The organism is Microbacterium sp. Nx66 (genome assembly GCF_904066215.1).
Taxonomy (GTDB): domain Bacteria; phylum Actinomycetota; class Actinomycetes; order Actinomycetales; family Microbacteriaceae; genus Microbacterium; species Microbacterium meiriae.
Window position 1 is genome coordinate 2,663,897 of record NZ_LR880474.1, and the last position, 26,284, is coordinate 2,690,180.

Genomic DNA, 26,284 nt, shown 5'->3' on the forward strand with positions numbered 1-26,284 from the left:
GCAGGTCAGGTTCCGCTCAGCCTATCGGCGCGTGCGGTCGCCTCGACGTCGCGTCGCACCCACGGCACCAGCCAGGCCGCCAGCACGAGGACGACCCCGGCCCCGACGAACGCACCCCCGAGCGTGTCCGTCGCCCAATGCACCGACAGGAAGGTGCGCGACAGAGCCATGAGCACGATCCATGCGGCGCCCACGATCGCCACCCACACCCGCGGGAAGAGCACCCACAGCACGAGGGCGATGGTCGCCGCGTTCGCGGTGTGGCCGGACGGGAACGAGCCGTAATCGCTCACGACGAGCATGTCGTGCGGTCGGGCACGGCCGAAGATGTTCTTCAGGAGCTGCACGGCGCCCGCGCTGACGAGGAAGCAGAGCGCGGCGAACAGCGCACCCCGCCATCGCCGCAGGAGCAGCAGGACGAGGATCGTCCCCAGCGGCACCGCGAGGATGGCGACCCAGCCGCCGCCGATCCAGTTCAGCGCGAGGGCGAAGCTCAGCATCCAGTCCGCGCGGACCGCGGCGATCGTGTCGTTCCACCACTGGTCGAGGCCCGGCGTCTGCGGATACACGAAGACGACGAGAGCGCCGAGGGCAGTGGCCAGGAGGAGGCAGGCGACGCCCCACCACAGCAGCATCCGTCGATTCATCGTCCCATTGTGACGGACGCCCCCGCGATCGCGGGTCGGCGTGCCGGTCAGCGGGCGATGCGGGCGAGCCCCTCCTCGAGATCCGCGATGAGGTCGGCCACGTCCTCGATGCCGACGGAGAGACGCACGACGTTCTCCGGGACGGCGAGCTCGGTTCCGCGGACCGACGCGTGCGTCATCTCCGGCGGGTAGCCGATGAGCGACTCCACGCCGCCGAGGGACTCGGCGAGCTGGAACACGGTCGTGCTCTCGGCGAAGGCCCGGGCAGCGTCCGCACCCGCGGCGAGGCCCAGCGACAGCATCCCGCCGAAGCCGCTCATCTGCCGCGCGGCGATCTCGTGACCGGGGTGCGAGGCGAGGCCCGGGTAGAACACCTGCGCGAACTCCGGCCGCGCCTGCGCCCACTCGGCGATCGCCTGGGCGTTCTCGGAGTGCTGCCGCATCCGCACGGCGAGGGTCTTGATGCCCCGGGTCGTCAGCCAGGCATCCAGGGGCGCCGAGACCGCGCCCACCGCGAACTGCTGGAACTTCACGGCCTCGACGAAGCGGTCGTCGCCGAAGACGACGGCGCCGCCGAGCACGTCGGAGTGCCCGCCGAGGTACTTCGTCGTCGAGTGCACGACGAGGTCGGCGCCGAGCGCGAGCGGCTGCTGCAGAGCCGGCGAGGCGAACGTGTTGTCGACCACGACGAGCACCCCGGCCGCGTGCGCCACCTCGGCGATGAGTGCGATGTCGATGACCTTCAGCAGCGGGTTGCTCGGCGTCTCCAGCCACACGATGCGGGTCTCGGGACGGATGGCCGCCCGGATCACGTCGACGTCGGAGAGCTCGACCGTGGTCGTGTCGATCCCCCACGGCGCGAGCACCTTCGTGAGCAGACGGTAGGTGCCGCCGTAGACGTCGTTGCCGAGGAGCACGTGGTCGCCGGGCTTGAGGATGCCGCGGAGCAGACCGTCCTCCGCCGCGAGCCCCGAGGCGAACGACAGGGCCCTGACCGCGCCCTCGAGAGCGGCGAGCTGCGTTTCCAAGGAGGAGCGCGTCGGGTTGCCCGCGCGGTTGTACTCGTAGCCCTCGCGGAACCCTCCGATGCCGTCCTGCACGTGCGTCGACGCCTGATAGATCGGCGGGATGATCGCCCCGGTGATCGGGTCGGGCGCCTGTCCGGCGTGGATGGCTCGTGTGGCGAAGGCGTGGGCGTGGTCGGACATGCTCTCAGCCTACGTCCGGGTCCTCCGACGGGTCCCGGCCTGTTACGTCCCGCGTCACCGCGAGAGGTAGCCGAGCAGATCCTGCCGGGTCAGCACCGTGTGGGGCTTGCCGTCCTCGGTGACGAGGAGGGCGTCGGCGTCGGCGAGCGCGGCCCGTGCCTGCGCGACCGGCGCATGGATGCCGATCAGCGGCAGCCGCTCCCCCACGTGCGCGCCGACGGCGTCGCTCGGCTCGGCGTCGCCACGGAAGAGCAGGTCGAGCAGGCCCTTCTCGTCGACGGTGCCGACGACCTCGCCCATCATCACCGGCGGCTCGGCGCTGAGGACGACGAGCTGCGACACCTCGTACTCCGTCATCATGCCGATCGCCTCGAGCACCGTGTCGGTGGGGTGTGCGTGCACGAGGTCGGGAAGGCCGTGGCGGGAGGACCGGGCCGCGAGCACGTCGGCGACCGTCTCCCCCTCCTCCACCTCGCTGAAACCGTAGGAACGCATCCACCCGTCGTTGAAGATCTTGCCCAGGTAGCCGCGCCCGCCGTCCGGGAGGAGCACGACCATGACCGCGTCCGCCGGGAGGTCCTTCGCCACCCGCAGCGCGCCGACCACGGCCATGCCGCTGGAGCCGCCGACGAGGATGCCCTCCTCGCGGGCGAGGCGCCGCGTCATCGCGAAGGACTCCGCGTCGCCGACCGCGACGATCTCGTGCGGGACCGCGGGGTCGTACGCCCCCGGCCAGATGTCCTCGCCCACGCCCTCGACGAGGTAGGGCCGGCCGGTGCCGCCGCTGTACACGCTGCCTTCGGGGTCGACACCGACGATCCGCACGGCATCGTCTGACACCTCGCGCAGATAGCGGCCGGTGCCGGTGATCGTGCCGCCCGTCCCCACGCCGGCGACGAAATGGGTGACCCGGCCGTCGGTGTCCCGCCAGATCTCCGGTCCCGTCGTCTCGTAGTGGCTACGCGGCCCGTTCGGGTTCTCGTACTGGTTCGGCTTGAACGCCCCGGGGATCTCCCGTGCCAGCCGGTCACTCACGCTGTAGTACGACTCCGGGCTGTCAGCCGGGACCGAGGTCGGGGTCACGACGACCTCCGCGCCGTACGCGCGGAGCACGTCGATCTTGTCCTCGCCCACCTTGTCCGGGAGCACGAAGACGCAGCGGTAGCCGCGCTGCTGGGCGACGAGGGCGAGCCCGACGCCGGTGTTGCCGCTCGTGGGCTCGACGATCGTCCCGCCGGGCTGCAGGTCCCCCGCGGCCTCGGCGGCGTCGATGATCCGGGCCGCGATCCGATCCTTCGCCGACCCGCCCGGGTTCAGGTACTCGAGCTTCACGAGCACCGTGCACGCGATGCCCTCGGTGACGTGCTGGAGCTTCACCAGGGGCGTGTCGCCGACGAGGTCGACGATCGAGTCTGCGTACTTCATCTGTTCAGGGTACGGCGCGGGCTCCCGCCGCCGGGGCTGTGTTTCACCGCCGCTTCGACAGGCTCAGCGACCCAGAACCTGGGTCCCTGAGCCCGTCGAAGGGCCTGGGCCCGTCGAAGGGCCTGGGCCCCTGAGCCTGTCGAAGGGCCTGGGCCCCTGAGCCTGTCGAAGGGCATGAGCCCGTCGAAGGGTCAGCCCTTCGTCGCGCCGGCCAGCAGGCCGCGGACGAAGAAGCGCTGCAGGGCGAAGAACACGATCAGCGGGACGATGATCGAGATGAACGTTCCCGCGGACTGCAGGAACCACTTGTTGCCCCAGGTCCCGGAGAGCGAGTTCAGCGCCTGGGTGATCGGCAGGGCGCCGGGCGAGGCGAAGATCGTCGCGACCAGCAGGTCGTTCCACACCCAGAGGAACTGGAAGATCGCGAAGGACGCGATCGCCGGAGCCGCCAGCGGCAGGATGATCCGGAAGAACACCTGTCCGTGTCCGGCACCGTCGACGCGGGCCGCCTCGATGATCTCGCCCGGGATCTCGGAGATGAAGTTGTGGAGCATGAACGTCGCCAGCGGCAGCGCGAAGATCGCGTGCGCGATCCAGACGCGGGCGAAGCTGTACTGCACCTCGTTCAGCCCGAACCCGGGGAAGATCGGCACGTCGTTGATCGTCAGCCCGTCCGAGAACAGGCTCAGCAGCGGCACGAGGGCCATCTGGAGCGGCACGATCTGCAGCGCGAACACGAAGATGAAGAGCATGTTCCGACCCTTGAAGTCGATCCATGCGAACGCGTACGCGGCCAGCGCCGCCATCACGATCGGGAACACGGTGGCCGGGATCGTGATGGCCAGCGAGTTGATGAACGCGGTCGCGAGGGTCGTCGAGGTCCCGCCCGAGTTCCACGCCTGCACGTAGTTGTCGAACGTGAACTCCGGGTTGGAGAAGACCGTCCACCAGCCGCTGTTCTGCGTGTCGGCGCCCGGACGGAACGACGTCACGAAGAGGCCGAAGGTCGGGATCGTCCAGAAGAGCGCGATGACCGCGGCCGCGATCGTCGCCCCCTTCGAGGTCAGCTTCTTGTGGGCGGTCGCCTCGTTACGACGCGTGTCGCGCGCCACCTGGCGCTTGGTGCGGTTGTCCACGACGGTGGCCTGGGTTGCACTCATCAGCGGATCTCCCTCTGCTTGGCCATCGATCGGGCGTTGTAGACGATCAGCGGCAACACGAACAGGAACAGCACGACGGCGAGCGCCGACGAGTGCCCGTAGCTCTGGAACCGCTGCTGCTGGTTGACCATCTCGAAACCGAGGACGCTGGTCTCGTCACGACCGCCGGTCATCACGGCGACGATGTCGTACACCTTCAGCGAGGCGATCGTGATGGTCGTGAGGACGACGATCAGCGACGACCGGATGCCGGGCACCGTCACGTTGCGGAAGCGCTGCCAGGCGTTCGTGCCGTCGAGCTCGGCCGCCTCCATCTGCTCGATCGGCACGGCCTTGATCGCGGCGGAGAGGATGACCATCGCGAAGCCGGTCTGGGTCCAGATGAACACGATGAGCAGCATGAGCGTGTTGAGGATGGGCTTGATGGCCAGCCACTGCACCGGGTCGCCGCCGAAAGCGGTGACGATGGCGTTGAGGAGACCGATCTGGTCGCCCTGGCGGGCGTCGTACATGAACTTCCAGATGATGCCCGCGCCGACGAACGAGATCGCCACCGGCATGAACACGAGCACCTTCAGGAACTTCTCACCGCGCGCACGGTCGATGAAGACGGCGTACGCGAGACCGATGACCACCGAGATCACCGGAGCGAGCAGCGCCCAGATGATGGTGTTGATCACCGACGACGTGCCGACCGGGTTGGTGAAGACCCAGATGTAGTTCTCGAGTCCGACGAACTGGTTGCCCGACTTGTCGAAGAAGGACTTGAAGATCGTCGAGATCGCCGGGTAGATGAGGCCCAGCAGCAGCATGATCGCCGCGGGAGCCATGAACAGCACGAGCTGGAACAGGTAACCGGCTCCCTGTCGGGCGCGGAAGTCGGCGAAGAAGAGGAGCGCACCGACGAGCAGTGCGATCGCGACGACGTACACCACGGCGTTCGCGTAGGGACGAAGCAGCAGCAGGGCGAGCACCGGGATGACGAGGCACGCGACCAGCCGCATGATCGAGTAGCCGCGACCGGGGCGGGGCGCGAACTCGATCAGCACGAGGATGATCGCCACGACCACGCCGAACACGAGCAGCACGGCGGGGATCTGCACCAACGGATTCAGACCGCCCAGCCACAAGAAGAAGCTGTTGAGCGAGAACCCGATCGTGATCCGCGAGGACTCCTCGGTCGGGGCGGTGAAGACGAGGAGGAGAGCGAGGGCGGCGACGACGACGAAGCCGATCGCGAGGACCGTCCGCGTGGCCTTCCTCCCCTTCTCGTCGGTGCCATGCGTCGTCGGCGGCGCGTCAGCCTCGACGGGTTTCTCGATGGTCGCGTGCGACATGAACGTCCCCTTCTGGATCATGCTGGGTTCCCGCGCAGTACGGATCGGTGGAGCGGGGCCGGGCTGTGCAGCCCGGCCCCGCTCTGCCTACGAAGATCGCGTCGAGGCGATCAGTTCTCGTAGCCGGCCTGGATGTCGGAGAGCACCGTCTCGGTGTCCTTGCCGTCGATCCAGTCGACCATCCCCTTCCAGAACGAGCCCGAGCCGACGGTCGACGGCATCAGGTCGGAAGCGTCGAACCGGAAGGTCGTCGCGTCGTCCTGCATGATGGTCATCGCCTCCTGGAGGAACTCGCTCGAAGCGAGGCTCGGGTCGGCGTTCTTGTTGGCGGAGATGACGCCGCCGAGCTCGACACGCGCGTCGGCGAACTCGGGCGATGCCATGAACTCGAGCACCTTCTGGGTGGCCTCGTCGTCCGAGAACGCCGCGACGAACTCGCCGCCGCCCTCGACCTGGAGCTCGCCCGCGGTCTCGCCCGGCATGATGAACGCGTAGACGTCGCCGTCCGGTGCGACCTCGGGGACGTTGCCGTCCGCGGTCTCCGTGTCGAGGAAGTTCGCCGACAGGAACGAGGCCTGGTGGGTCAGTGCGCAGTCGCCCTTGGCCACCGCGTTGGCGACGTCACCGAAGGCGGTCGAGTTGATGCTCTTGACGTCGCCGTAGCCGGCGTTGACGTACTCCGGGTTGAGCAGGATCTCACCCACGGCGTCGAAGGCCTGCTTGATCTCGGGGTCGGTGAACTTCACGTCGCCGGCCACCCAGTCGTCGTAGACCTCGGGGCCCGACTGGCGCAGGACGAGGTCCTCGATCCAGTCCGTTCCCGGCCAGCCGGATGCCGCCTCGGAGGAGAAGCCCGCGCACCAGGCCGGACCGCCGGTCTTCTCGACGATCGTGTCGGTGAGGGCGATCATGTCGTCCCAGGTCTCCGGGACCTCGACGCCCCACTCGGCGAACTGCTTCGGCGAGTACCAGACGTAGCCCTTGAGGTTCGCCAGCATCGGCGCCGCGTAGAAGGTGTCGTCGAACGTGCCGTACTTCTTCCAGTCCTCGGACCAGTTCTCGTCGACGGCGGACTCGACGGCCTCGGGGGCCGGCATGACCTTGCCCGTGTCGACGAGGGTCTTGAGCAGACCGGGCTGCGGGACGATCGCGATGTCCGGGGCGTCTCCACCCGTCACCTTGGTGACGATGTTGCCCTCGAAGCCCTTGTCGCCGGTGTACTCGACCTTGATACCGGTGTCCTTCGTGAACTGCTCGAAAGACGCGTTCAGGTCGTCGGCCTCGACGCCCGTGATGCCGCCGGAGATCCGGACGGTGTCCTTGGTCTCTCCGCCCTCGTCGCCCCCGCCCTCGGCGCAGCCGGCGAGCGCGAGAGACGCGACGCCGACGAGTGCGATGGGGGCGAGCAGGCGGTATCGCTGTGACAAAGCCATGTACTTCTCCTCTTCAGGTGGATCTTCAGTCCGCCCAAGGAGAGCAATCGCCGCAACCATTGGGGAACCGATTCCAGGCCAACCTACTCGGGTTCCTTCGCGCCGTACAACTGGGGAAGGTTACAAGATCACAACCCTTTGACATCCGAGTGGACGACAAGGTGGGAGCGCTCCCAGTCCGGCGCGCCTGGAACCGGTTCCTCCCCCGGTGTGGAACGACTACGATGGCTCCCGGCGAGTGCCCGATCGCTCGCCGTCGTGGAACCGGGTCGAGGAGGACACGATGAGCACGATCGCCGACGTCGCGATGCGCGCCGGTGTGTCCAAAGCGACCGTGAGCCGTGCGCTCAGCGGCCGCGGCTATGTCTCGGAGGAGACCAGGCAGCGGGTGGAGGAGGCGGCGCAGGACCTCGCGTACGTCGCGCACTCCTCCGCCACGAGCCTGGCCACGGGGCGTACCGGCACCATCGGCCTGGTGATGCCGCCGGTCGATCGGTGGTTCTTCGCCGAGCTGCTGGCGGGCGTGCAGGAATCGCTGCTCGCGCTCGACTACGACCTCTCGCTCTACGGCGTCCCCGAGCGCTCGGAGACCAGGGAGCGGCTGTTCGAGAGCGTGCTGCCCGGCCGGAGGTTCGACGGCATCATCGCCGTCGGCATCCAGCCCAGCGCCCGCGAGCTGGAACGGCTGCACCATACGGGGCGACCGCTCGTGAGCGTGGGCCCCTACAGCGCGGGATCGAGCGCCGTGTCGATCGACGACGCGGCCGCCGCCCGGATCGCCACCGAACACCTCATCGACCTCGGGCACACCGACATCGCGTTCGTGGGCGGTGCCACGGATGACACCGACCTCAGCTACGGCGACGCCCGCCGCCTGGCCGGCTACCGGGAGGCGCTGCACGCGGCGGGACTCACGCCGCGGGCGCGGGTCGCCGGTTCGGCTCCCACGATGCCGGGCGGCTACGCGGCGGCGGCGGGACTCCTCGGCGACCGGCGGCACCGTCCGACCGCCATCGTCGGCGTGTGCGACGAGGCGGCCATCGGCGCCGTGATCGCGGCTCGCCGCCTGGGCATCGCGGTGCCGACCGAGCTCAGCGTCGTCGGGATCGACGACCACGAGCATGCGGAGATGTTCGCGCTCACCACCATCGGGCAGTCGCCGCGGGATCAGGGACGAGAAGCCGTGCGCCTGCTGATGCGGCGGATGAGCGAGCCGGATGCTCCGGTCGAGCGCGTCGAGGCCGCCTCGGCGCTCGTCGTCCGCAGCTCGACCGCGGCGCCGCGCTGACCCCGCAGACGCACGAAGGCCCCGGGCGGAACCCGGGGCCTTCGCAGAAGCGCTGGTGCGCTGGAATTACTTGAGGGTGACGGTCGCGCCGGCCTCTTCCAGAGCAGCCTTGGCCTTCTCAGCCGTCTCCTTGTTGGCGCCCTCGAGGACGGCCTTCGGAGCACCGTCGACGACGGCCTTGGCCTCGCCGAGGCCGAGCGAGGTGAGCTCGCGGACAGCCTTGATGACCTGGATCTTCTTGTCGCCGGCAGCCTCGAGGATGACGTCGAAGGAGTCCTTCTCCTCCTCGGCCGCGGCCTCGCCTGCGCCGCCAGCGGCACCGGCGACGGCGACGGGGGCAGCAGCGGTGACCTCGAACTTCTCCTCGAACGCCTTCACGAACTCGTTGAGCTCGATGAGGGTCAGGCCGGCGAACTGCTCGAGCAGCTCCTCGGTGGAAAGCTTCGCCATGATGTATCTCCTAGATAGATGGGGTTTGTAGACGAGATCGCCGGTCGCTTACGCGGCCTCGGCGGTCTCCAGCTTTTCGCGAAGCGCGTCGATGGTGGCCGCAGCCTTGCCCATCGTCGCCTTCATCATGCCCGCGGCCTTCGCCAGCAGAACCTCGCGGCTCTCGAGCGAGGCGTACGTGTTGACCTCGTCGGCGGTGAGGGCCTTGCCCTCGAAGATGCCCGACTTGATCACGAGAAGCGGGTTGGCCTTGGCGAAGTCACGCAGAGCCTTGGCGGTGGCGACGAAGTCACCGTGCACGAACGCGACAGCCGACGGCCCCTTGAGGTCGTCGTCCAGCGCGGAGATGCCGGCCTTGTTGGCGGCGATCTTGGTCAGCGTGTTCTTCACCACGGCGTACTCAGCGTCCTGACGGATGCTGTTGCGCAGCTGCTTGAGCTGGGCAACCGTCAGACCGCGGTACTCGGTCAGCAGGACGGCGTTCGAGTTCTCGAATGACTTCGTGAGCTCGTTGACCGATGCATCCTTCTGCGCCATGGTCACTCCTTGGTGTGTACGAGGCGCCGCACGGTGGTGGGGCGCCGGCCTCCGACCCCCTGCAAAAGAGAAGAGCTCCGGCGCAAGCGCACGGAGCTCGGAAGTTCGTGACACCTGCGCGGGCCCCTGCGATGCAGAGCTTCGATCCTGTGCACTCACGCGCACACGATGACCAGCGGTCTTCGGTTATGACCACTGTACCCCACGCTCCCTCTCCCCCCAAATCCCCCTCCTCCTCCGTCGACCCACCCCTTTCGGTGCACCCCGGCCCCTTACGCCTGCACGCAACGGGCCGGAGCGCACGGAAGGGGGTGGGTCAGCGACTCAGCGGGCGAAGAGGCCGAGGGCGCGGAAGTGTGCGTCGGCCGCGGCGAGGGAGGCGACGTGCTCGCTCGTCACCCGGACCACCCGCCAGCCGGTGGTCCCGCGCACCCAGTCCTCGCGGATCTTCTCGTCGAGCACGACCTGTGACACGGGCCGGCCGCCGCGGAGGCCCTCGTCCAGGTACTTGTCCCGGCCGTCGCACTCCACGAAGGTGCGGGACTGGTCGACGGCGATGTCCATCCAGAACCGACCGCCGCGCGGTCCGTCCACCGGCACCTGCAGACGCGGCCTGCCGAAGCCGAGCTGATGGAGCCGGTACCGCGTCACGCTCTCCAGCGGAAGCTGCGCGCGCCCGTCGGCCAGGACCACGATCCGACGGGCCTGCACGATGCCGCGGAGCCGGGGACGACGCACTCGATCCGCGAGGTCCGTCAGGAGAGCCTGCGCCGCGGTGTCGTCGAACTCCCACGGGTCGCCGCCGACCAGAGCGAGGGCGGCATCCGCGACGGCGAGAGCCGCCTCCGGAGCGGCCGTGCGGGCGAGGTCGACGACCGTCCGGGCGAGGGAGGTGCAGCGGATGCCGTCGCGCTCCACGATGTCGCCGGCGGCAACCGCGCCCTCGTGCCGCAGGATCCCCGAGGTGCTGTGGCGACGGTCGGGGGGCGCCGTCACATGGACCCTCGTCGGCCGCACCCGGTACAGCGGCAGACCCCACAGCACCGCAGCCGAGGCGTGCGAGAACACGGGCCGCGTCCCCGAGGCCGCGAGGTCGGCGGCCACCACCTCCGCACGGTGCCGGGACTCCGGGGCGAGATCGCTCCAGTCCCGTTGCGCGAGGTACCACCCGCGACGCACATGATGCAGCTGCCGCCCTTCCACCGCGGCGTGGAGCGTCCGAGACCCCCACCCCTCCTCCTCCAGCCGCCGACGACCGAGGAGCATCGCCCGGATCTCGTCCACACTCACCTGTCTCATCCCCCCGACTCTCCCTCTCCTCTCGCCGATCCCCGGCCTTCCCGCAGTTCCCCACACCCTTTCTCTCCCTCCCGCGCCCTGTGCAGGAAGACACCCCTCGTCCTCGACCCACCCGTTTGCGTTCGAGCCACCCCCTTGTGCGCGCACGCAGGGGGCCGGGACGCACGGAAGGGGGTGGCTCGTCGGGAGGGCGGGAGGGGCGGCGTGTACGGCGGGAACGGGGGTGGGGGAGAGTTAGAGTCTTCTGGTGACCCCGGAACTCCAAGCTCGCATCGTCGCGGACTCGCGCGACCGCGTGGCGTGGATGAGGGCACGGTCCCGGGGCATCACGGCCACCGACGTCGCCGGACTCACCAGCGAACGCTCGATCGCCCGTGCCGCCGACGCCAAGCTCGGCGGGGGGCCGCGGTTCGGCGGCAACGCCTACACGGACCACGGTCGACGCCGCGAGCCCGAGATCGCCGCCTGGGTCGCCGCGACGCACGGCATCTTCCCCTCCTCCGCGTTGTTCCGCGCCGAGGTCGAGCACCGCCACCTGGCCACCCCCGATGGCATCTCGGTGGACGCGGACGGTCGCGTCAGCCTCGCGGAGATCAAGACCACCAACAAGGCCTTCCGCGGCATCCCGCGCACGTACCTGCGCCAGGTCTGGTGGCAGCAGCACGTGCTGGGCGCCGAGCGCACCCTGTTCGTCTGGGAGGAGCACGTCGACTTCTCCCCCATCCACGACGAGCCCCGCTGCGTGTGGATCGACCGGGACGACCGCGAGATCGCCAAACTCGTCGGTCTCGCGACCGACCTCATCGACGAGCTGTACCGTCGCACAACGGGACGCGCGGTGCCGACGCGCTCCGTCGCCCCGGTCGACAGTCGCCGCGAGCAGCTCCGCGAGCGCGACGCCTTCCGCGCCCTCGCCCTCGCCGACTGAGCGAACGCCGAGGGCCTCGGGACGACCCGCCCCGTCAGGGGTCGCGAGCGAGTACGCGACGTGCTTCTCCCGCGACCTCGGCCGCGATCGTGTCCAGCAGCGCGGAGCGCAGGTTCCACTGCTGCCAGTACAGGGCAACGCGCAGGGTCGGACCGCCGAGCGCGACGAGCCCGGGGACCTCCTGCAGTCGCGGCACCATCCCCCAGCCCAGGCCGAGGCCGACCGCGAGCGCGTAGTCGTGCGACGCCGGGACGTAGTGTCGCGGAACGCCCGCCGCCGGCACTCCCCGCGCCGCCAGCCACTCATGCTGCAGGGTGTCCCGGCGGTCGAAGTCGACGAACGGCGCGTGCGCCAGCGCGGCGGGCGTCACGCCGTCAGGGAACCATCGACGGGCATAGGCAGGCTCGGCCATGGCGCGGTACTCGAGCACGCCGAGGGGCGTGACCGTGCACCCCGCGACCGCCGTGGCCTCGCTCGTCACCGCGGCCATGACCGTTCCCGATTCGAGCAGTCGGGCGGTGAAGTTCTGATCGTCGCGGTGCAGGTCCAGGTCGATGTCGTGCGCGGCCGAGAGGCGCGCCATCGGCGGGAGGAACCAGGTCGCCAGGGAATCCGCGTTGACGGCGAGAGGCACCGTGATGCGGTGTCCCCCACCGCCCTCCTCGATGCCGACCCCGGCGAGCGCATCCTGCTCCAGGAGCGCGATCTGCCGCGCGAGGCGCACGACGGACTCCCCGGCCTCGGTGAGGCGGACCGGCTTGCTGCGCACGAGGAGGATCCGCCCGAGCTGCTCCTCGAGCGCCTTGAGCCGCTGACTGACCGCGGACGGGGTGACGCGCAGGCGGCGGGAGGCGGCGTCGAGGGTCCCCTCGTCCGCGACGGCGGCGAGCGTGGCGGCGAGCTCCGGGTCGATCCTCACATCAGCCATGCTAATGGTGAGAAAGGAATCTTCGCTGCACCTCATGGCCAGCATCCCTAGGCTCGATGCATGCTCACCGTTCTCGCCGGCCTCGGCCTCGGCCTGTCGCTCATCGTCGCGATCGGCGCGCAGAACGTGTTCGTGCTGCGACAGGGCATCCGGCGCGAGCACGTCCTCGCCGTCGTGATCGTCTGCGCCCTCTCCGACGCCGTGCTGATCATCGCCGGCGTCGCCGGGCTCGGCTTCGTGCTGTCCGCCGCTCCCTGGCTCGTCGTCGTTGCCCGCTGGGCAGGGGCGCTGTTCCTCCTCGGCTACGGGCTGCTCGCGGCGCGACGGGCCTGGCGTGGCGGCGAGGAGCTGGTGGTCGACGGGGGCGACGCTCCGGTCCTCGAGGCGTCCGGTGGCACCGGGACCCTCACCCGCACCCGCCTCGCCCCGGTGATCCTCACGACACTGGCGTTGACCTGGCTGAACCCGCACGTGTACCTCGACACGGTGCTGATGCTCGGCTCGATCGCCGCGACGCACGGCGACGAGCGATGGCTGTTCGCGGCAGGGGCGGTCATCGCGAGCCTCCTCTGGTTCACCGCCCTCGGCTTCGGTGCCCGCTACCTCGGACGGTGGCTGCGCACCCCGCGCTCCTGGCGTCTCCTCGACGCGGTGATCGCGGTCGTGATGATCACGTTGGCGGTGAGCCTGGTGCTCCCGGTGCTGGACGCCTAGCCACTCACGCCGCGTCGATCTGCGCCACCCGCGCCCGGACGAGGGCCCGGACCGCGTCCTCCGGCAGCGGGTGCTCCGGCTGGAACCGGATCGTCCCCTTGTCGACGCTGATATCGGGATGACCGTCGAGGAGGCCCGCCACGGCAGCAACCGCCTCGGGGCTGAACGGGTAGACACCGATGTGCTTCTTCGCACGCATCACCGAGAGCAGAGGCTTTCCGGCGAGCACGAGCGCCGGCATCCCATACCCCTTGCCCTGCTCCGCATCCGGCACCTCCTCCGTGGCGATCGCGTACACGCGATCGATCACTGCGCGGTCCGCCGCGTCGAGGTCGGTCAGGTAGTCGTCGATGGTGCCCACGCACCGCATCCTGCCACCGATCGCCCTCGGGGTCGAGGGCTCAGGCGCCGTCGAGCGGACGGAGGATGCGCGTGAGGAACCGTTGCGTGCGCTCATGCTGCGGGGCGCTGAACAGCTGAGCAGGCGGCCCCTGCTCCACGACGACGCCGCCGTCCAGGAAGAGCACGTGATCTGCGGCTTCGCGGGCGAAGCTCAGCTCGTGGGTGACGACGGCCATCGTCCATCCCTCATCGGCGAGCTCCTTGATGACGAGCAGCACCTCGCCGACCAGCTCCGGATCGAGGGCGCTCGTCGGCTCGTCGAACAGCAGCAGGTCCGGTTGCAGGGCCAGCGCCCGCACGATGCCGACCCGCTGCTGCTGCCCTCCGGAGAGCTGATGCGGCCGCGCGTCCGCCTTGTCGGCGAGGCCGACCCGGGCGAGCAGCGCCTGGGCCTCGGCGACGACCTCGGTCTTCGGACGACCCTGCACCCGCCACGGCCCTTCGATGACGTTCTCCAGCACGGTCAGGTGCGGGAACAGGTTGTGGTGCTGGAACACCATCGCCGACCGGTCACGCAGCGCCAGCCGCTGCTGCTTCTCCACGCGCGGTTTCGGGCGCACCTCCGGTGCGAAGTCGATCTCCGGTCCCCCGGCCATCACGATGGTCCCCGCGTCCGGCGTCTCCAACCCGTTCAGGGCGCGCAGGACGGTCGTCTTGCCAGAGCCGCTGGGCCCGATGAGCACCACGACCTCGCCCCGATGCAATGTGAGGTCGAAGCCGCGGAGCACCTCGGTGGTGCCGAAACTCTTGTGCAGCCCGCGTGCGGTGAGCAGCGGTTCGGCCGTGGGGTCAGTGCGCGACACGACTGTCGAGCCTCCTCTCCAGGGCGCTCTGCCCGAAGGAGAGCACCAGGCAGATCACCCAGTAGACCAGCGCTGCGGCCAGGTACAGCACCATGAACTCGAGCGTGGTGGAGGCGATCTGCTGCGCCACCTTGAACAGCTCCGTCACGAGGATCAGCGAGGTGAGGGAGGTGTCCTTCACGAGCGAGATGAACGTGTTGGACAACGGCGGCACCGAGACCCGGGCGGCCTGCGGCAGGATGATGCGGGTCAGCGTGCGGGTGCGGTTCATGCCGACCGTGTACGCGGCCTCCCACTGCCCCTTCGGCACCGAGAGGATCGCCGCCCGCACGACCTCGGCGCCGTAGCCGCCGACGTTGAGCGAGAGCGCGATGATGGCGCTCGGCCACGGATCGAGGGTCACCCCGACGGACGGCAGGCCGTAGAAGATCACGAAGAGCTGCACGAGCATCGGCGTGCCGCGGATCACCGAGATGTAGAACCGCGCGATGCCGGACACCACCGGGTGCACCGAGATCCGCATCAGCGCCATGCCGATCGCGATCACGAGCCCCAGGACGAACGACACCAGGGCGAGCGGGATCGTCGCCGTCAGCCCTGCCCAGGCGATCGGCCCGAGCGAGGAGAAGAAGAGCTCCCAGGGATTCTGCATCGCCTACTGCGAGACGTCCTCGCCGAAGTACTTCTCGCTGATCTCGGCCAGTGTGCCGTCGGCACGGAGCGTGTCGAGCGCCTCGTCGACCGCATCGACGAGCGCCTCCTTGTCCTTCGTGAACACGAAGGCCTGCTCGCCGGCGTCGTCGGTCTCCGCGGCGATCTTCAGGCCGGTCGGGCTGTTGGTCGTCTCGTAGTCGAGGAAGGTCAGCTTGTCGTTGACGGTGGCGTCCACCCGGCCCTGGCGGAGGAGCTCCACGGCCTGCGCCCAGCCCTCGACGCCCTCGACCTTGGCGCCGGACTCGGTGGCCAGCTCGTACCAGTTGCTCGTGAGGGACTGCGCCGTGGTCTTGCCCTCGAGGTCGTCGAACGACGAGATGGAGTCGTCGTCCTCCTTGACCACGATCACGCCGGGCGACACCGTGTACGGGGTGCTGAAGAGGTACTTGGCCTCGCGTTCGTCGTTGATCGACACCTGGTTCGCGATCACGTCGAAGCGGCCCGCGTCGAGCCCCGCGAAGATCGCGTCCCACTGGGTCTCCTGGAACTCGACCTTCAGACCGAGCTCGTCGGCGACGGCCTGGATGATCTCGACGTCGTAGCCGGTGAGGTCGCCGGAGCCGCCGTCGCCGTGGAAGCTGAACGGACGGTAGGTGCCCTCGGTCGCGACCGTCAGCGTGCCGTCCTTCACCAGGCCGAAGTCGGAGCCCGCGGCGCTCTCGCCGTCCGTGCTCGCGGGCGTGCTCGAACCGCTGCACGCGGTCAGGGCGGCAGCGGCGACGACCAGTGCGGTGACGGCGATGAGACGACGGGACATGGACCCTCCTGGGGTGAGAAGCGCGGGTGCGAGTTTACGCGACGACCGCGGGAACTCCCCCACAGTACGCGTCGCTCCGGGCGTTCCCCGCATCGGATGACGCCGGATGTCGCGGGCGGCCCGGGAACGCGGAACGCCCCCGGGCGGACCCGGGGGCGTTCGGTGCGACAGGTGCGAACCCGTCGACGCGTCAGATGGCGTTGACGTCCAGCGGGATGCCGGGGCCGAACGTGGTCGACACCGCACCCTTCTGGATGTAACGGCCCTTGGCGCTGGACGGCTTGAGGCGGACGATCTCCTCGAGAGCGGCGTCGATGTTCTCGTTCAGCTGCTCGGCCGAGAACGAGGCCTTGCCGATGACGAAGTGCACGTTGGCGTGCTTGTCGACGCGGAACTCGATCTTTCCGCCCTTGATCTCCTCGACGGCCTTGGCCGGGTTCGGAGTCACGGTGCCGGTCTTCGGGTTCGGCATCAGGCCACGGGGACCGAGCACCTTGCCGAGACGGCCGACCTGGCCCATGAGCTCCGGGGTCGAGACCGCGGAGTCGAAGTTGGTCCAGCCGTCGGCGACCTTCTGGATGAGCTCGGCGCCGCCGACCTCATCGGCGCCGGCAGCGATCGCCGCCTCGGCCGCGGGGCCGGTGGCGAACACGATGACGCGGGCGGTCTTACCGGTGCCGTGGGGCAGGATGACGGTGCCGCGCACCATCTGGTCCGCCTTGCGCGGGTCGACGGCGAGCTTCAGCGCGACCTCGACGGTCGAGTCGAACTTCGCCGAACCGGTCTCCTTCGCGAGCGCGACGGCCTCGGACGGCGTGTAGAAACGGTCTGCCTCGATCTTCTCGGCGGCAGCCTTGTAAGCCTTGGACTTGGTAGCCATGATTATTCTCCTCAGCCCTCGACCGTGATGCCCATGGAACGGGCGGTGCCGGCGATGATCTTCGAGGCGGCCTCGATGTCGTTCGCGTTCAGGTCGGCCTGCTTCTGCTCAGCGATCTGACGGACCTGGTCCTTGGTGATCTTGCCGACCTTGACGGTGTGCGGGGTGGCCGAAGCCTTCTGCACACCGGCGGCCTTCTTGATGAGCTCCGCCGCGGGCGGGGTCTTCAGGACGAAGGTGAAGCTGCGGTCCTCGTAGACGGTGATCTCGACGGGGATGACGTTGCCGCGCTGCGACTCGGTCGCGGCGTTGTACGCCTTGCAGAACTCCATGATGTTGACGCCATGCTGACCGAGCGCGGGGCCGATCGGCGGCGCCGGGTTGGCGGCACCGGCGTTGATCTGAAGCTTGATCAGGCCGGTCACCTTCTTCTTCGGTGCCATTCTCTTTCCTTTCCTCGAGGCGGATGCGAGCATCCGCTTCTCCCACGGCTCCGGCCTCTCCGGCCCGTGGTCGTCTGCGCGCCCTTCGACAAGCTCAGGGACCCCAGCGGGCTATCACACAAACCACGTAAGTCTACCTGATCACTCCCCCACTCGCGAGCCGGCCCCTCGAGTGCGAGCCGGCCCCGTGCGTGCGTCCGCAAAGGGCCGGGAGGCACGGAACGGGGTGGGTCCGGGAAGAGAAGACGGCCGCCCCGGAAGGGACGGCCGTTCTCGTGCACTTCGGCGGGCTCAGTGACCCGCGGTCAGATCATCTTGGTGACCTGGTCGAACGACAGCTCGACCGGGGTCTCGCGCTCGAAGAGGGAGACGAGGACCGTGAGCTTGCCGCTCTCCGGCTTGATCTCGCTGATCGAACCGGGAAGACCCGCGAACGAGCCCTCCTTGATCGTGATGGTCTCGCCGACCTCGAAGTCGACCTCGGCGGGAAGCGGACGGGCGACGGCGACGCCGCCCTTGGCCGCGATGTTCTTGGCGGTCGGGACGTCCTTGACCTCGACGAGGGACTTCAGCATGTTGAAGGCCTCTTCGAAGCGCAGCGGCGTCGGGTTGTGGGCGTTGCCCACGAAGCCGGTGACGCCGGGGGTGTGCCGCACGACCGACCAGGTGTCCTCCGTGAGCTCCATGCGCACCAGCACGTAGCCGGGGATGCGCACGCGGGTGACCATCTTGCGCTGGCCGTTCTTGATCTCGACGACGTCCTCCATCGGGACCTCGACCTGGTAGATCTCGTCCTCGACCTCGAGCGTCGACTTGCGCTGCTCGATGTTCGCCTTGACCTTGCGCTCGAAGCCGGCGTACGAGTGGATGACGTACCACTTGCCGGGGAGCATGCGCAGGTCCATGCGGAAGGCCTCGTACGGGTCTTCCTCGGAAGCCGACTCGTCCTCGTCGGACTCGGCGGCCGGACGGTCGTCCTCGCCGTTGACGTCGGGCCCCTCGTAGGGGGTGACCTCGTCGGCGGCCTCGGCCTCCTGCTCCGCGACCTCTTCGGCCACGGAATCGTTGAGGACCTCGGCGGCGGCTTCGGACTCCGCGGCTTCGTCCAGGTTCAGAGCGTCGTTCACGATGGCGTCCGCCTCCGGGTCGTCGATGTCGATGTCGATGTCTTCCGTCTCCTGCTCGCCGTCCTCGTCCTCGACGTGGACCGCGACGTGCTCGGCAGAGGTGACCGAGAGCTCCTCGGCGGCGAGCACGTTGCCCTCCTGGGCCTCGTCCTCCTCGCTGGACTGCTCTGCGGCGGTCGCCCAGTCGGCGTCGTCGGAATATCGTTCAGACACGTTGCTTCTTCTCCATAGCTGCGGCCGATGCCGCGGGGGTCATCAGCCAGGGATTCCGAACACGTAGTGCGTCAGGAGCCCGAAGACGTAGTCGAGACCGTAGACGATGCCCATGACGATCAGGACGAAGACGAGCACCACACCCGTGAACTTGAAAAGCTCCTTGCGGGTCGGGGTGACGACCTTGCGCAGTTCGGCGATGACCTGGCGGATGAACAGGGCGATGCCCCCGAAGAACCGGGAGAAGGGGTTGCCCTTCTTCTGGCGCGTGGCGCCGGCCGCGACGACGTCGCCGCGCGGTTCGTCCTGATCCATCCTGAATGTACCTTTCGTGTGTCAGCGTGCGCTGACGCGCAGGGCGGACAGGAATCGAACCTGCAACCTGCGGTTTTGGAGACCGCTGCTCTGCCAATTGAGCTACCGCCCTAGAGACCCGGAGGTCTCGGGGATGCCCTCCCCACCCTGCCACCGGCCGATGTCGAAGACGCCAGGCACGGCGAAAGAATGCAGAGAACAACTGCTCACCAAGCATACGGCATCGATCCCGTGGTGCCGAACAGGAAGCGGAACCCGCGTTGTTGCTAGGCTCGGCGGGCGGACGAAGCAGGAAGGGACGCATGTGAGTGGGGATGTGCAGCAGTTCCAGGTGGATCTGCGCGGAGTCGTCGACCTGCTCAGCAGGCACATCTACTCCAGTCCCCGCGTCTATCTGCGGGAACTGCTCCAGAACGCGCGGGACGCGATCGCGGCGCGCCGCGAGGTCGACGGGGGCGGAGGCCGCATCCGCATCACGCCGCTCACCGCGCAGACGGGCGCGTTCGTGCTCCGCGATGACGGGGTGGGGCTGACCGCGGCCGAGGTCGCCGATCTCCTCGCGACCGTCGGGCGCAGCTCCAAGCGGGACATCTTCGACCTCCCCCGGAGCGACTTCCTCGGCCAGTTCGGCATCGGGCTGCTGAGCTGCTTCATGGTCGCCGACACCATCGTCATCCGCTCCCGCAGCGCCAGAGGCGGCTCCGCGGTGGAGTGGACGGGCAGCGCCGACGGCACCTTCCGGGTCGCGGAGATCGATGACGACCTGCCGATCGGCACCAGCGTGCACCTCGTGCCGCGCTTCGACGCCGACGAGCTGCTGCGACCGGCCGCCGTGCACGAGCTCGCGACCACGTTCGGCGAGTTCCTGCCCGTGCGGGTGACCATCGATGCGACCGGCGGGGACATCGACGTGACCCGCGAGGCGCCCTTCCTCGACCCCGCCGCCGACGTCGAAGCGGCCGTGCAGTACGGCCGCGACCTGCTCGGTGCGGCGCCGCTGGACGTGATCCCGCTGACCGAGCCGGCGACCGGGACGCAGGGCCTGGCATACGTCCTGCCCTTCGCTCCTCCGCCCGGCGCCCGGCAGGCGACCCGCATGTATCTGGGCCGCATGCTGCTGTCGGAACGCGTCGACGACGTGCTGCCCGACTGGGCGTTCTTCGTGCGCGCCGTCATCGACTCCACCGGCCTCGCACCGACCGCGAGCCGCGAATCCCTCGTCGAGGACACGGCGCTGGAGCACGTCCGCGAACAGCTCGGCGCCGGGATCCGCCGCTGGGTGCTCGAACTCGGACTGCGTGAACCGCATCGCCTCGCCCAGTTCGTCGCCGTGCACGAGGTCGGACTCAAGTCCCTGGTGCGCCACGACGAGGAGCTCGCGCGCTTCATCACCCGCTGGCTCACGGTGGAGACCACGCACGGCACGCTGCGGATCGGCGACCTCGTGGAGCGGTACCCGCACGTGCGCTACGCCCAGACGGTCGACGAGTTCCGCCAGGTGGCCGGGATCTCGCCGTCCGACGAGGTCCTCGTCAACGGCGGCTACCTCTACGACGCCGACCTGATCCGGCTGCTCCCCGACCTCTACCCGCAGGTCACGGTCGAGAAGGTCGACGTGACCGGGGAGCTCGATCGCCTCGACCCGCCGCCGCTCGACGACCGGGACATCGCGATGGCGCTGGAGTCCCGCGCCGGCGCCGTCCTGCAGTCCTCGGACTGCGCCGTGGTCGTCCGGGCGATCGACCGCCCGGAGCTGACCGGACTGTACGTGGCGGACCCCGAGGTGCTGCGGACGATCGACCGCGGGCGCACCAAGGGCATCGCGAGCACGCTCTGGGGCGGGGTGCTCGACCGCATCGACCAGACGCTCTCCTCTTCGCGGGACGACGACCTCACGGCGCGACTGTGCCTGAACTGGTCGAACCGCGTCGTCCGGGCCCTCGTCCGCGTCGAGGACGACGCCGTCTTCGCACGCACGGTCCAGCTGCTCTACATCCAGGCGCTTCTCGCGGGTCACCACCCCCTCTCGGACGCCGATCGGGCGCTCATGACCAGCGCCCTCTCCGACCTCGTCTCACTCTCCGCCGGCATCGAGGGGGACACTCTCCCCTTCGACGCGCGCTGACACCCCCCGACTACCCGAAGGGCCCTCCATGGCACGTCCGAAGAAGCGCTTCCAGCAGCTCATCGAGGAGATCGATCGCACCCCGTGGGGCCCGGCGGAGCAGGCCCTCGTGGCGGAGGCGGTCGCGCTGGCCATCGAGATCGGCGACGAACGGCTGGAATACGAAGCCCGGATGCGGCAGACCGCGTCGGCGAACATGGTCGGCGCCACCGACGTCATGCTGAACTCCTTCGCGTGGTGCCTCGCGCATCACGACGCCGACCCGCAGCGGTTCCCCGCCGACCTCGACAACGGCGGCGCCGACCTGATGTGGCAGTTCAAGTGGATGGCGTCTTCGCTGCGCTCCTCCCCCGCCTTCTCGCAGGAGCAGATCGCCGCGGTGCTCGACGACATGGAGTCGCACTACCGTGCCGCAGGACTCGGCCTCAGCGGCGTGCTGACCGCCCGCTTCGAGGACGCCTGGGACGCCGGCCGGTTCGACGCCGCCGAAGCCCTCCGCGTGCAGCTCGAGGCCACGCCGCGCGACGAGCACAGCCACTGCGACGCGTGCAGCCGCAGCCAGTTCGCGGGATTCTTCGCGGAGACCGATCGCGACGCCGACGCCATCCGGCTCGTCGAGGAGATGATCGAGGGCGGTTTCTCCTGCGGCGAGGAGCCGGAGCACGCGCTCTCCCGCGTCCTCCTCCCGTACCTCCGCGCCGGACGCACGGAAGATGCGAAGACCGCGCACCTGCGCAGCTACCGACTGGCCAAGGACAACCCCGACAACCTGCGCATCGTGGCGAACAACATCGTGTTCGCCGCGATCACCGGCAACGAGGCGCGGGCGCTGGCCCTGATCGAGAAGCACGTCGCGTGGCTCGCCCACGACGGCCTCAACGTCGACGCACACTTCGCCGCCCTCACGGCGTTCGCGGTCGCTCTCGACCGCGTCACCGCCGCCGGCCACGGCGACACCCCGGTCCGCGGTGCCGACGCCCCTGCACTCGTGCCGCTGCTCGGGGCCCACGACGGCCCGTGGAGCGCCGCCGACCTCGCCGCGGCCGCCTGGTCCACGGCCGAGCGCATCGGGGCGCAGTTCGACGAGCGGGACGGCACCGACGGCCACGCCCGCAGCCTCGCCCGGATGCGCGCTCTCGCCGACGAGAGCTACGACGTCCCGATCCGCTCCGATGCGTTCGTCGCCCCGGCCCCGGCCGCCACTCCGGCGGATCCGGAGGCCTGGTACGAGCGGGCGATGCAGCTCGCGCAGTTCGGCGCCGAGCAGGAGACCCTCGCCGCGCTCCCGCACGCCCTGGAGGTCGACGACCCCGCCCAGCGCGCGCAGCTCCTGTCGATGCACCTCGGCATCCTCGTCGCGCTCGATCGCGTGGACGAGGCCGAGCGCCTCCTCCCCGAGCGGATCGCCGCCCTGCGGGCCGCAGGGAACGACGCGCAGGCCGACCTCGAGGAGCGTCTGAAGCTCGCGACCTTCGGGCTGCACACCGACGAGACCATGGCGGCACTCGAAGAGGAGTTGGCCGCGGCCGACCGTCTGCCGGCCTGGTCGCGCGGCGACCTGGCCATCAGCCGCGCGTCGCTGCACCTCAGGGCCGAGGAGCCGGACGCGGCCCTCGACCTCGCCGAGCTCGCGGCCCGCTCGTTCGCGGAGGCGGAGGACACCCGGCTGTCCAACACGACCACCCTCGTGGCGATCGGCGCCGTGCTGAGCAAGGGCGACCTCGACGCCGGCCGCACGCTCCTCGACCGCTTCCTCGCCCAGGACGACCTGTCCGCCGGTCATCGGGCCCACGCGCTGCAGACTCGGGCCCGCGTGCGGGGCGGCACGGGCGCGTACCAGGATGGGGCGACGGACGCCGACGAGGTGTGCCGGCTGCTCGCCGAGCTCGGCGCCACGCGGGCTCTCGCCGACGCCCATGTGCTCGCGGGCGCGCTCTGGGAGGACGCCGAGGAGCCCGAGAAGGCCGTCACCCGCTACCGTCTGGCTGCTCGGCTGCAGGATGACGGCGATCGCACCGGCGTGGACTTCCGGCTGGCCAGGGCGATGCTCCGCGCGGGAGACGCCGAGGAGGCCGCGGAGCTCTTCGGCGACGTGCTCCAGCGCGAGGAGGACGCCGAGACGCCCGCCGGCTCCCGTGCCATGACCGCCTCTCTCCTCGCCCGGTCTCTCGCCGAGTCCGGAGAGTTCGGCCAGGCGGTCGGCGCACACGGCTACGCCGCCGAGTTGTTCGGACAGGCGGAGGCGCACGCCGACCAGGCCATGGCCATGACCGAGCAGGCGAAGATCCTCGCCCGCTTCGAGGAGCACGACGACGCCGTGCGGCTGCTGGAGGGCGCTGCGGACATCGCTCGTCGCGCCCCCGAGGCCGTCGGCGCGCTGTCCGAGGTGCTGCACAGCCTCGGCCAGGCCTACGGCGGTTGCGGCGACGAGCGCGCCTTCCCCCTCTTCGACGAGGTCGCCGCGCTCGCCCAGGAGCATGAAGCCGGATGGCTGCTCGCCGACGTGACCGACTCCCGCGGCCGCGCCCTGGCCCAGCTCGGCCGGATCGACGAGTCCGTCGCCGCCGCCCTCACTGCCGCCGATGGTTTCGCCGCGCTCGGGGATCAGGGCGCCGCCGGGAGCTCGGAACTGTTCGCGGGGCGCGTCCTCGCGGGGAACGACCGTCCGGCCGACGCCGTACCCGTCTACCGGAGCGCCCTGGACCATGCCGAGAGCTTCCCGCCGCTGCGTCAGGTCGCGGCACTGGAGCTCGGCGATGTGCTGGAGGCACTGGGACGGCACGCCGAGGCCGCAGAGGTCAGGGCCCTCGTCGAGAGCTGACACGCCGCCGGCTCGGGATCCACAGGGGGTCCCGAGCCGGCGTCGTCGCGGTGGTGAGCCGCGTCAGAACAGCTGACGCCAGTTCGCCCGTGCGAGGTCGAGCAGCTCGTCCCCGCGGCCCGACATGACCGTGCGGATCGCGTAGAGCGCGAAGCCCTTGACCTGCGCGGCCTCGATCGCCGGCGGCATGGACAGCTCCTGGCGCTCGGTCACGACGTCGAGCAGCGCGGGACCGTCGTGCGCGAGGACCTCACGGACCGCCTCCGGCAGATCCTCGCTACGCTCCACCCGACGGGCGAAGATGCCCATGGCCTCGGCGATCGCCGCGAAGCTCGGGTTGTCGAGCCCCGTGCCGTAGGTGACGAAGCCGGCGGCCTTCATCTCCAGCTCCACGAAGTTCAGCGATGAATTGTTCACCACGATCGTCTTGACCGGGAGACCGTTCTGGGTGAGCGTGAGCAGCTCGCCGAGCATCATCGCGAGGCCGCCGTCGCCGGCGAGCGCCACGACCTGACGATCCGGATGGGCGACCTGCGCGCCGATGCCGTGCATCAGGGCGTTCGCCATCGAGCCGTGCGTGAACGACCCGATCAGCCGGCGCCCCTCGGTCATGGACAGGTAGCGCGCGGCCCAGACGGTCGGCGAGCCCACGTCGGCGGTGAAGATCGCGTCGTCGGCGGCGTACTCGTCCAGGAGGCGTGCCAGGTACTGCGGGTGGATGGGGCGTGCGCCCTTCGCCGGCACCGCGAGCTCGTCGAGCTTCTTCCGCGTCTTCCGGTAGTGGGCCACGGCGTCGTCGAGGTGGCCGCGGTCGTCCTTCCGGGCGAGTCGGGGCAGCAGGGCCTCGGCGGTCGCCTTCACGTCGCCGACGAGCCCGAGGTCGAGCGGGTGCCGCTTGCCGAGCTGCGAGCCGCGGATGTCGACCTGGATGGTGGTCGCGTGCTCCGGGTAGAACTGCTCGTACGGGAAGTCGCTGCCGAGGACGAGGAGCGTGTCCGCCGCCTCCATCGCCCGATAGCCCGACGCGAATCCGAGCAGCCCCGTCATGCCGACGTCGAACGGGTTGTCGTACTCGATGAACTCCTTGCCGCGCAGCGCGTGGACGATGGGGGCACCGAGTGCGTCGGCGAGCGCGATCACCTCGTCGTGCGCGCCCTCCACGCCGGCCCCGGCGAGGATGGTGACCTTCTTGGCCGCGTTCAGCATGGTCGCGGCCTTCTCCAGCTCCGGACCGCTGGGCTGGATCAGCGGGCGGGTGCGCTCGATCACCACGGCGCGGTCATCCGCGATCTCGGACAGCGCCACATCACCGGGGATCACGAGGACCGCGACGCCGCGCTGCTCGATGGCCGCGCGCATGGCGATCTCCATCAGCCGCGGCATCTGCGACGGGTCCGCGACGTATTCGACGTACACGCTGCACTCGCGGAACAGCTCCTGCGGATGCGTCTCCTGGAAATATCCGGTGCCGATCTCGACGGTGGGGATGTGGGCGGCGATGGCCAGCACCGGCACCCGGGAGCGCTGTGCGTCGTACAGGCCGTTGATGAGGTGCAGGTTGCCGGGGCCGCATGAACCCGCCACGACGGCGAGGTCCCCGGTGGTGCCGGCGTCGGCCGCGGCGGCGAAGGCGGCGGACTCCTCGTGGCGCACATGCACCCAGCGGATCCGGCCGTCCTTGCGGAGGGCGTCCGTGAGTCCGTTCAGGGAGTCGCCCGGGATGCCGTAGACCCGGTCGACTCCGTTGGCGTTCAGAGTCTTGACGATGTTCTCAGCGACGTTGGCCATACCCCGACCCTACGCCCGCCGAGGCCTCCCCGGGCCGGGCTCAGTACTCCTGCGGCCCGTCCCGGTCGGGCTCCGGATCGCGCCGGAACGCACGGCCGGAGACCGATGTCGGCGCGATGCGCACGTACACGCGCTTGTCGGTCGGGATCCACGGGCGCAGACCCGCCGCCTCCGCCCGCTCGATGTCGGCGTCGGTCTCCAGAGCCTCCGCACGTCCGCGCACGATGACACTCCAGGCCGCGGTGTCCGTGTGGTCGTCGACCTCGAAGAGCACGTCGGCGGTGACCGTCAGCTCGAACAGCTTGCTCCCGGGGGCGGTGCGGAACAGCAGGCCTTCGCCGTCCACGGCATAGTTCACGGGGAAGATGTCGATGGTGTCGCCGACCCGGGTCACGAGCCGCCCGAGCTCCTGGCTGCGCAGGTGCTCCCAGCTCTGCTCCGCGGTGAGGGTCTGGACCGGATCCGTGTGCGCGCTCATGCCGCCATTGTGCCTCGTCCGTCCTCGACGCGCACCCCCGTCGACCCGGCCCCTCTCGTGCGAG

25 protein-coding genes and 1 tRNA gene are annotated in these 26,284 nt (G+C 69.7%); 5 read left to right on the forward strand and 21 right to left on the reverse strand.

Annotated features, from left to right (window positions below; all coding sequences use genetic code 11):
* Positions 1–5: 5 nt before the first annotated feature.
* From MICNX66_RS12745 to MICNX66_RS12770, 6 genes are all read right to left on the reverse strand, one after another.
* Positions 6–647, reverse strand: coding sequence for a phosphatase PAP2 family protein (locus tag MICNX66_RS12745; RefSeq protein WP_232089083.1), 642 nt, complete (start codon positions 645–647; stop codon positions 6–8).
* A gap of 47 nt (positions 648–694) precedes the next feature.
* Positions 695–1,855 (reverse strand): cystathionine gamma-synthase, encoded by a 1,161-nt coding sequence (locus MICNX66_RS12750; RefSeq protein WP_187662181.1) that lies wholly within the window; start codon positions 1,853–1,855, stop codon positions 695–697.
* A gap of 54 nt (positions 1,856–1,909) precedes the next feature.
* On the reverse strand, positions 1,910–3,280 hold the full coding sequence (locus tag MICNX66_RS12755; protein ID WP_187662182.1) for a cystathionine beta-synthase: 1,371 nt from the start codon (positions 3,278–3,280) through the stop codon (positions 1,910–1,912).
* A gap of 191 nt (positions 3,281–3,471) precedes the next feature.
* The gene (locus MICNX66_RS12760; RefSeq protein ID WP_187662183.1) at positions 3,472–4,440 is read right to left on the reverse strand and encodes a carbohydrate ABC transporter permease; all 969 of its coding nucleotides are present in this window, start codon (positions 4,438–4,440) and stop codon (positions 3,472–3,474) included.
* On the reverse strand, positions 4,440–5,777 hold the full coding sequence (locus MICNX66_RS12765; RefSeq protein WP_187662184.1) for a carbohydrate ABC transporter permease: 1,338 nt from the start codon (positions 5,775–5,777) through the stop codon (positions 4,440–4,442). Before MICNX66_RS12765 ends, MICNX66_RS12760 begins: the two co-directional genes overlap by 1 nt.
* Before the next feature lie 110 nt (positions 5,778–5,887).
* Complete coding sequence (locus MICNX66_RS12770) at positions 5,888–7,210, reverse strand: ABC transporter substrate-binding protein (protein ID WP_187662185.1); 1,323 nt, start codon at positions 7,208–7,210, stop codon at positions 5,888–5,890.
* Between the two features lie 283 nt (positions 7,211–7,493).
* On the opposite strand from MICNX66_RS12770, the gene MICNX66_RS12775 reads away from it, so the two are divergent.
* Positions 7,494–8,498 (forward strand): LacI family DNA-binding transcriptional regulator, encoded by a 1,005-nt coding sequence (locus MICNX66_RS12775; RefSeq protein ID WP_187662186.1) that lies wholly within the window; start codon positions 7,494–7,496, stop codon positions 8,496–8,498.
* Between the two features lie 66 nt (positions 8,499–8,564).
* Here MICNX66_RS12775 and rplL read toward each other — a convergent pair whose 3' ends face one another.
* From rplL to MICNX66_RS12790, 3 genes are all read right to left on the reverse strand, one after another.
* On the reverse strand, positions 8,565–8,948 hold the full coding sequence (gene rplL / locus MICNX66_RS12780) for a 50S ribosomal protein L7/L12 (RefSeq protein WP_025104227.1): 384 nt from the start codon (positions 8,946–8,948) through the stop codon (positions 8,565–8,567).
* Positions 8,949–8,996: 48 nt separating this feature from the next.
* Positions 8,997–9,485, reverse strand: a complete 489-nt coding sequence (rplJ, locus tag MICNX66_RS12785) for a 50S ribosomal protein L10 (protein ID WP_025104226.1) — start codon at positions 9,483–9,485, stop codon at positions 8,997–8,999.
* A gap of 324 nt (positions 9,486–9,809) precedes the next feature.
* A complete protein-coding gene (locus tag MICNX66_RS12790; protein WP_187662187.1) occupies positions 9,810–10,784 on the reverse strand; it encodes a hypothetical protein in 975 nt (324 codons plus the stop codon).
* Between the two features lie 247 nt (positions 10,785–11,031).
* Here MICNX66_RS12790 and MICNX66_RS12795 point away from each other — a divergent pair, with 247 nt between their 5' ends.
* Positions 11,032–11,712: a YqaJ viral recombinase family protein gene (locus MICNX66_RS12795; RefSeq protein WP_187662188.1), complete on the forward strand. Its 681-nt coding sequence runs from the start codon at positions 11,032–11,034 to the stop codon at positions 11,710–11,712.
* Between the two features lie 34 nt (positions 11,713–11,746).
* Here MICNX66_RS12795 and MICNX66_RS12800 read toward each other — a convergent pair whose 3' ends face one another.
* A complete protein-coding gene (locus MICNX66_RS12800; protein WP_187664212.1) occupies positions 11,747–12,631 on the reverse strand; it encodes a LysR family transcriptional regulator ArgP in 885 nt (294 codons plus the stop codon).
* A gap of 69 nt (positions 12,632–12,700) precedes the next feature.
* On the opposite strand from MICNX66_RS12800, the gene lysE reads away from it, so the two are divergent.
* A complete protein-coding gene (lysE, locus tag MICNX66_RS12805; RefSeq protein WP_187662189.1) occupies positions 12,701–13,354 on the forward strand; it encodes an L-lysine exporter in 654 nt (217 codons plus the stop codon).
* Positions 13,355–13,358: 4 nt separating this feature from the next.
* Here lysE and MICNX66_RS12810 read toward each other — a convergent pair whose 3' ends face one another.
* The 9 genes from MICNX66_RS12810 to MICNX66_RS12850 form a co-directional block, all read right to left on the reverse strand.
* Positions 13,359–13,715 carry an iron chaperone gene (locus MICNX66_RS12810; RefSeq protein WP_187662190.1) on the reverse strand — a complete coding sequence of 119 codons (357 nt, stop codon included), beginning with the start codon at positions 13,713–13,715 and terminating at the stop codon, positions 13,359–13,361.
* Between the two features lie 40 nt (positions 13,716–13,755).
* A complete protein-coding gene (locus tag MICNX66_RS12815; protein WP_269474804.1) occupies positions 13,756–14,559 on the reverse strand; it encodes an amino acid ABC transporter ATP-binding protein in 804 nt (267 codons plus the stop codon).
* Positions 14,546–15,211 (reverse strand): amino acid ABC transporter permease, encoded by a 666-nt coding sequence (locus MICNX66_RS12820; RefSeq protein ID WP_187662191.1) that lies wholly within the window; start codon positions 15,209–15,211, stop codon positions 14,546–14,548. Before MICNX66_RS12820 ends, MICNX66_RS12815 begins: the two co-directional genes overlap by 14 nt.
* A gap of 3 nt (positions 15,212–15,214) precedes the next feature.
* Positions 15,215–16,030 carry an amino acid ABC transporter substrate-binding protein gene (locus MICNX66_RS12825; protein ID WP_187662192.1) on the reverse strand — a complete coding sequence of 272 codons (816 nt, stop codon included), beginning with the start codon at positions 16,028–16,030 and terminating at the stop codon, positions 15,215–15,217.
* Positions 16,031–16,220: 190 nt separating this feature from the next.
* Positions 16,221–16,910, reverse strand: a complete 690-nt coding sequence (gene rplA / locus MICNX66_RS12830; protein ID WP_025102336.1) for a 50S ribosomal protein L1 — start codon at positions 16,908–16,910, stop codon at positions 16,221–16,223.
* A gap of 11 nt (positions 16,911–16,921) precedes the next feature.
* Positions 16,922–17,353, reverse strand: coding sequence for a 50S ribosomal protein L11 (gene rplK, locus MICNX66_RS12835; protein WP_025102337.1), 432 nt, complete (start codon positions 17,351–17,353; stop codon positions 16,922–16,924).
* Positions 17,354–17,658: 305 nt separating this feature from the next.
* Positions 17,659–18,693: a transcription termination/antitermination protein NusG gene (nusG, locus tag MICNX66_RS12840; protein ID WP_025102338.1), complete on the reverse strand. Its 1,035-nt coding sequence runs from the start codon at positions 18,691–18,693 to the stop codon at positions 17,659–17,661.
* Positions 18,694–18,735: 42 nt separating this feature from the next.
* Positions 18,736–19,008 (reverse strand): preprotein translocase subunit SecE, encoded by a 273-nt coding sequence (gene secE / locus MICNX66_RS12845; RefSeq protein WP_025102339.1) that lies wholly within the window; start codon positions 19,006–19,008, stop codon positions 18,736–18,738.
* Between the two features lie 39 nt (positions 19,009–19,047).
* Positions 19,048–19,120, reverse strand: a tRNA-Trp gene (locus tag MICNX66_RS12850).
* A gap of 192 nt (positions 19,121–19,312) precedes the next feature.
* Here MICNX66_RS12850 and MICNX66_RS12855 point away from each other — a divergent pair.
* Both MICNX66_RS12855 and MICNX66_RS12860 read left to right on the forward strand, forming a co-directional pair.
* The gene (locus MICNX66_RS12855; RefSeq protein WP_187662193.1) at positions 19,313–21,133 is read left to right on the forward strand and encodes an HSP90 family protein; all 1,821 of its coding nucleotides are present in this window, start codon (positions 19,313–19,315) and stop codon (positions 21,131–21,133) included.
* Positions 21,134–21,161: 28 nt separating this feature from the next.
* Positions 21,162–23,954 carry a tetratricopeptide repeat protein gene (locus MICNX66_RS12860; protein ID WP_187662194.1) on the forward strand — a complete coding sequence of 931 codons (2,793 nt, stop codon included), beginning with the start codon at positions 21,162–21,164 and terminating at the stop codon, positions 23,952–23,954.
* A 63-nt stretch (positions 23,955–24,017) separates the two neighbouring features.
* Here MICNX66_RS12860 and poxB read toward each other — a convergent pair whose 3' ends face one another.
* Complete coding sequence (gene poxB, locus MICNX66_RS12865) at positions 24,018–25,742, reverse strand: ubiquinone-dependent pyruvate dehydrogenase (RefSeq protein WP_187662195.1); 1,725 nt, start codon at positions 25,740–25,742, stop codon at positions 24,018–24,020.
* A 40-nt stretch (positions 25,743–25,782) separates the two neighbouring features.
* Positions 25,783–26,220, reverse strand: coding sequence for a pyridoxamine 5'-phosphate oxidase family protein (locus MICNX66_RS12870; RefSeq protein ID WP_187662196.1), 438 nt, complete (start codon positions 26,218–26,220; stop codon positions 25,783–25,785).
* Between the last annotated feature and the right edge of the window lie 64 nt (positions 26,221–26,284).

Excerpts from the sequence above, each read along its gene's own strand:
- MICNX66_RS12745 (WP_232089083.1), bottom strand. The coding sequence starts at position 647 with ATGAATCGACGGATGCTGCTGTGGTGGGGCGTCGCCTGCCTCCTCCTG.
- MICNX66_RS12750 (WP_187662181.1), bottom strand. The coding sequence starts at position 1,855 with ATGTCCGACCACGCCCACGCCTTCGCCACACGAGCCATCCACGCCGGA.
- MICNX66_RS12755 (WP_187662182.1), bottom strand. The coding sequence starts at position 3,280 with ATGAAGTACGCAGACTCGATCGTCGACCTCGTCGGCGACACGCCCCTG.
- MICNX66_RS12760 (WP_187662183.1), bottom strand. The coding sequence starts at position 4,440 with ATGAGTGCAACCCAGGCCACCGTCGTGGACAACCGCACCAAGCGCCAG.
- MICNX66_RS12765 (WP_187662184.1), bottom strand. The coding sequence starts at position 5,777 with ATGTCGCACGCGACCATCGAGAAACCCGTCGAGGCTGACGCGCCGCCG.
- MICNX66_RS12770 (WP_187662185.1), bottom strand. The coding sequence starts at position 7,210 with ATGGCTTTGTCACAGCGATACCGCCTGCTCGCCCCCATCGCACTCGTC.
- MICNX66_RS12775 (WP_187662186.1), top strand. The coding sequence starts at position 7,494 with ATGAGCACGATCGCCGACGTCGCGATGCGCGCCGGTGTGTCCAAAGCG.
- rplL (WP_025104227.1), bottom strand. The coding sequence starts at position 8,948 with ATGGCGAAGCTTTCCACCGAGGAGCTGCTCGAGCAGTTCGCCGGCCTG.
- rplJ (WP_025104226.1), bottom strand. The coding sequence starts at position 9,485 with ATGGCGCAGAAGGATGCATCGGTCAACGAGCTCACGAAGTCATTCGAG.
- MICNX66_RS12790 (WP_187662187.1), bottom strand. The coding sequence starts at position 10,784 with ATGAGACAGGTGAGTGTGGACGAGATCCGGGCGATGCTCCTCGGTCGT.
- lysE (WP_187662189.1), top strand. The coding sequence starts at position 12,701 with ATGCTCACCGTTCTCGCCGGCCTCGGCCTCGGCCTGTCGCTCATCGTC.
- MICNX66_RS12820 (WP_187662191.1), bottom strand. The coding sequence starts at position 15,211 with ATGCAGAATCCCTGGGAGCTCTTCTTCTCCTCGCTCGGGCCGATCGCC.
- MICNX66_RS12825 (WP_187662192.1), bottom strand. The coding sequence starts at position 16,030 with ATGTCCCGTCGTCTCATCGCCGTCACCGCACTGGTCGTCGCCGCTGCC.
- rplA (WP_025102336.1), bottom strand. The coding sequence starts at position 16,910 with ATGGCTACCAAGTCCAAGGCTTACAAGGCTGCCGCCGAGAAGATCGAG.
- rplK (WP_025102337.1), bottom strand. The coding sequence starts at position 17,353 with ATGGCACCGAAGAAGAAGGTGACCGGCCTGATCAAGCTTCAGATCAAC.
- secE (WP_025102339.1), bottom strand. The coding sequence starts at position 19,008 with ATGGATCAGGACGAACCGCGCGGCGACGTCGTCGCGGCCGGCGCCACG.
- MICNX66_RS12860 (WP_187662194.1), top strand. The coding sequence starts at position 21,162 with ATGGCACGTCCGAAGAAGCGCTTCCAGCAGCTCATCGAGGAGATCGAT.
- poxB (WP_187662195.1), bottom strand. The coding sequence starts at position 25,742 with ATGGCCAACGTCGCTGAGAACATCGTCAAGACTCTGAACGCCAACGGA.
- MICNX66_RS12870 (WP_187662196.1), bottom strand. The coding sequence starts at position 26,220 with ATGAGCGCGCACACGGATCCGGTCCAGACCCTCACCGCGGAGCAGAGC.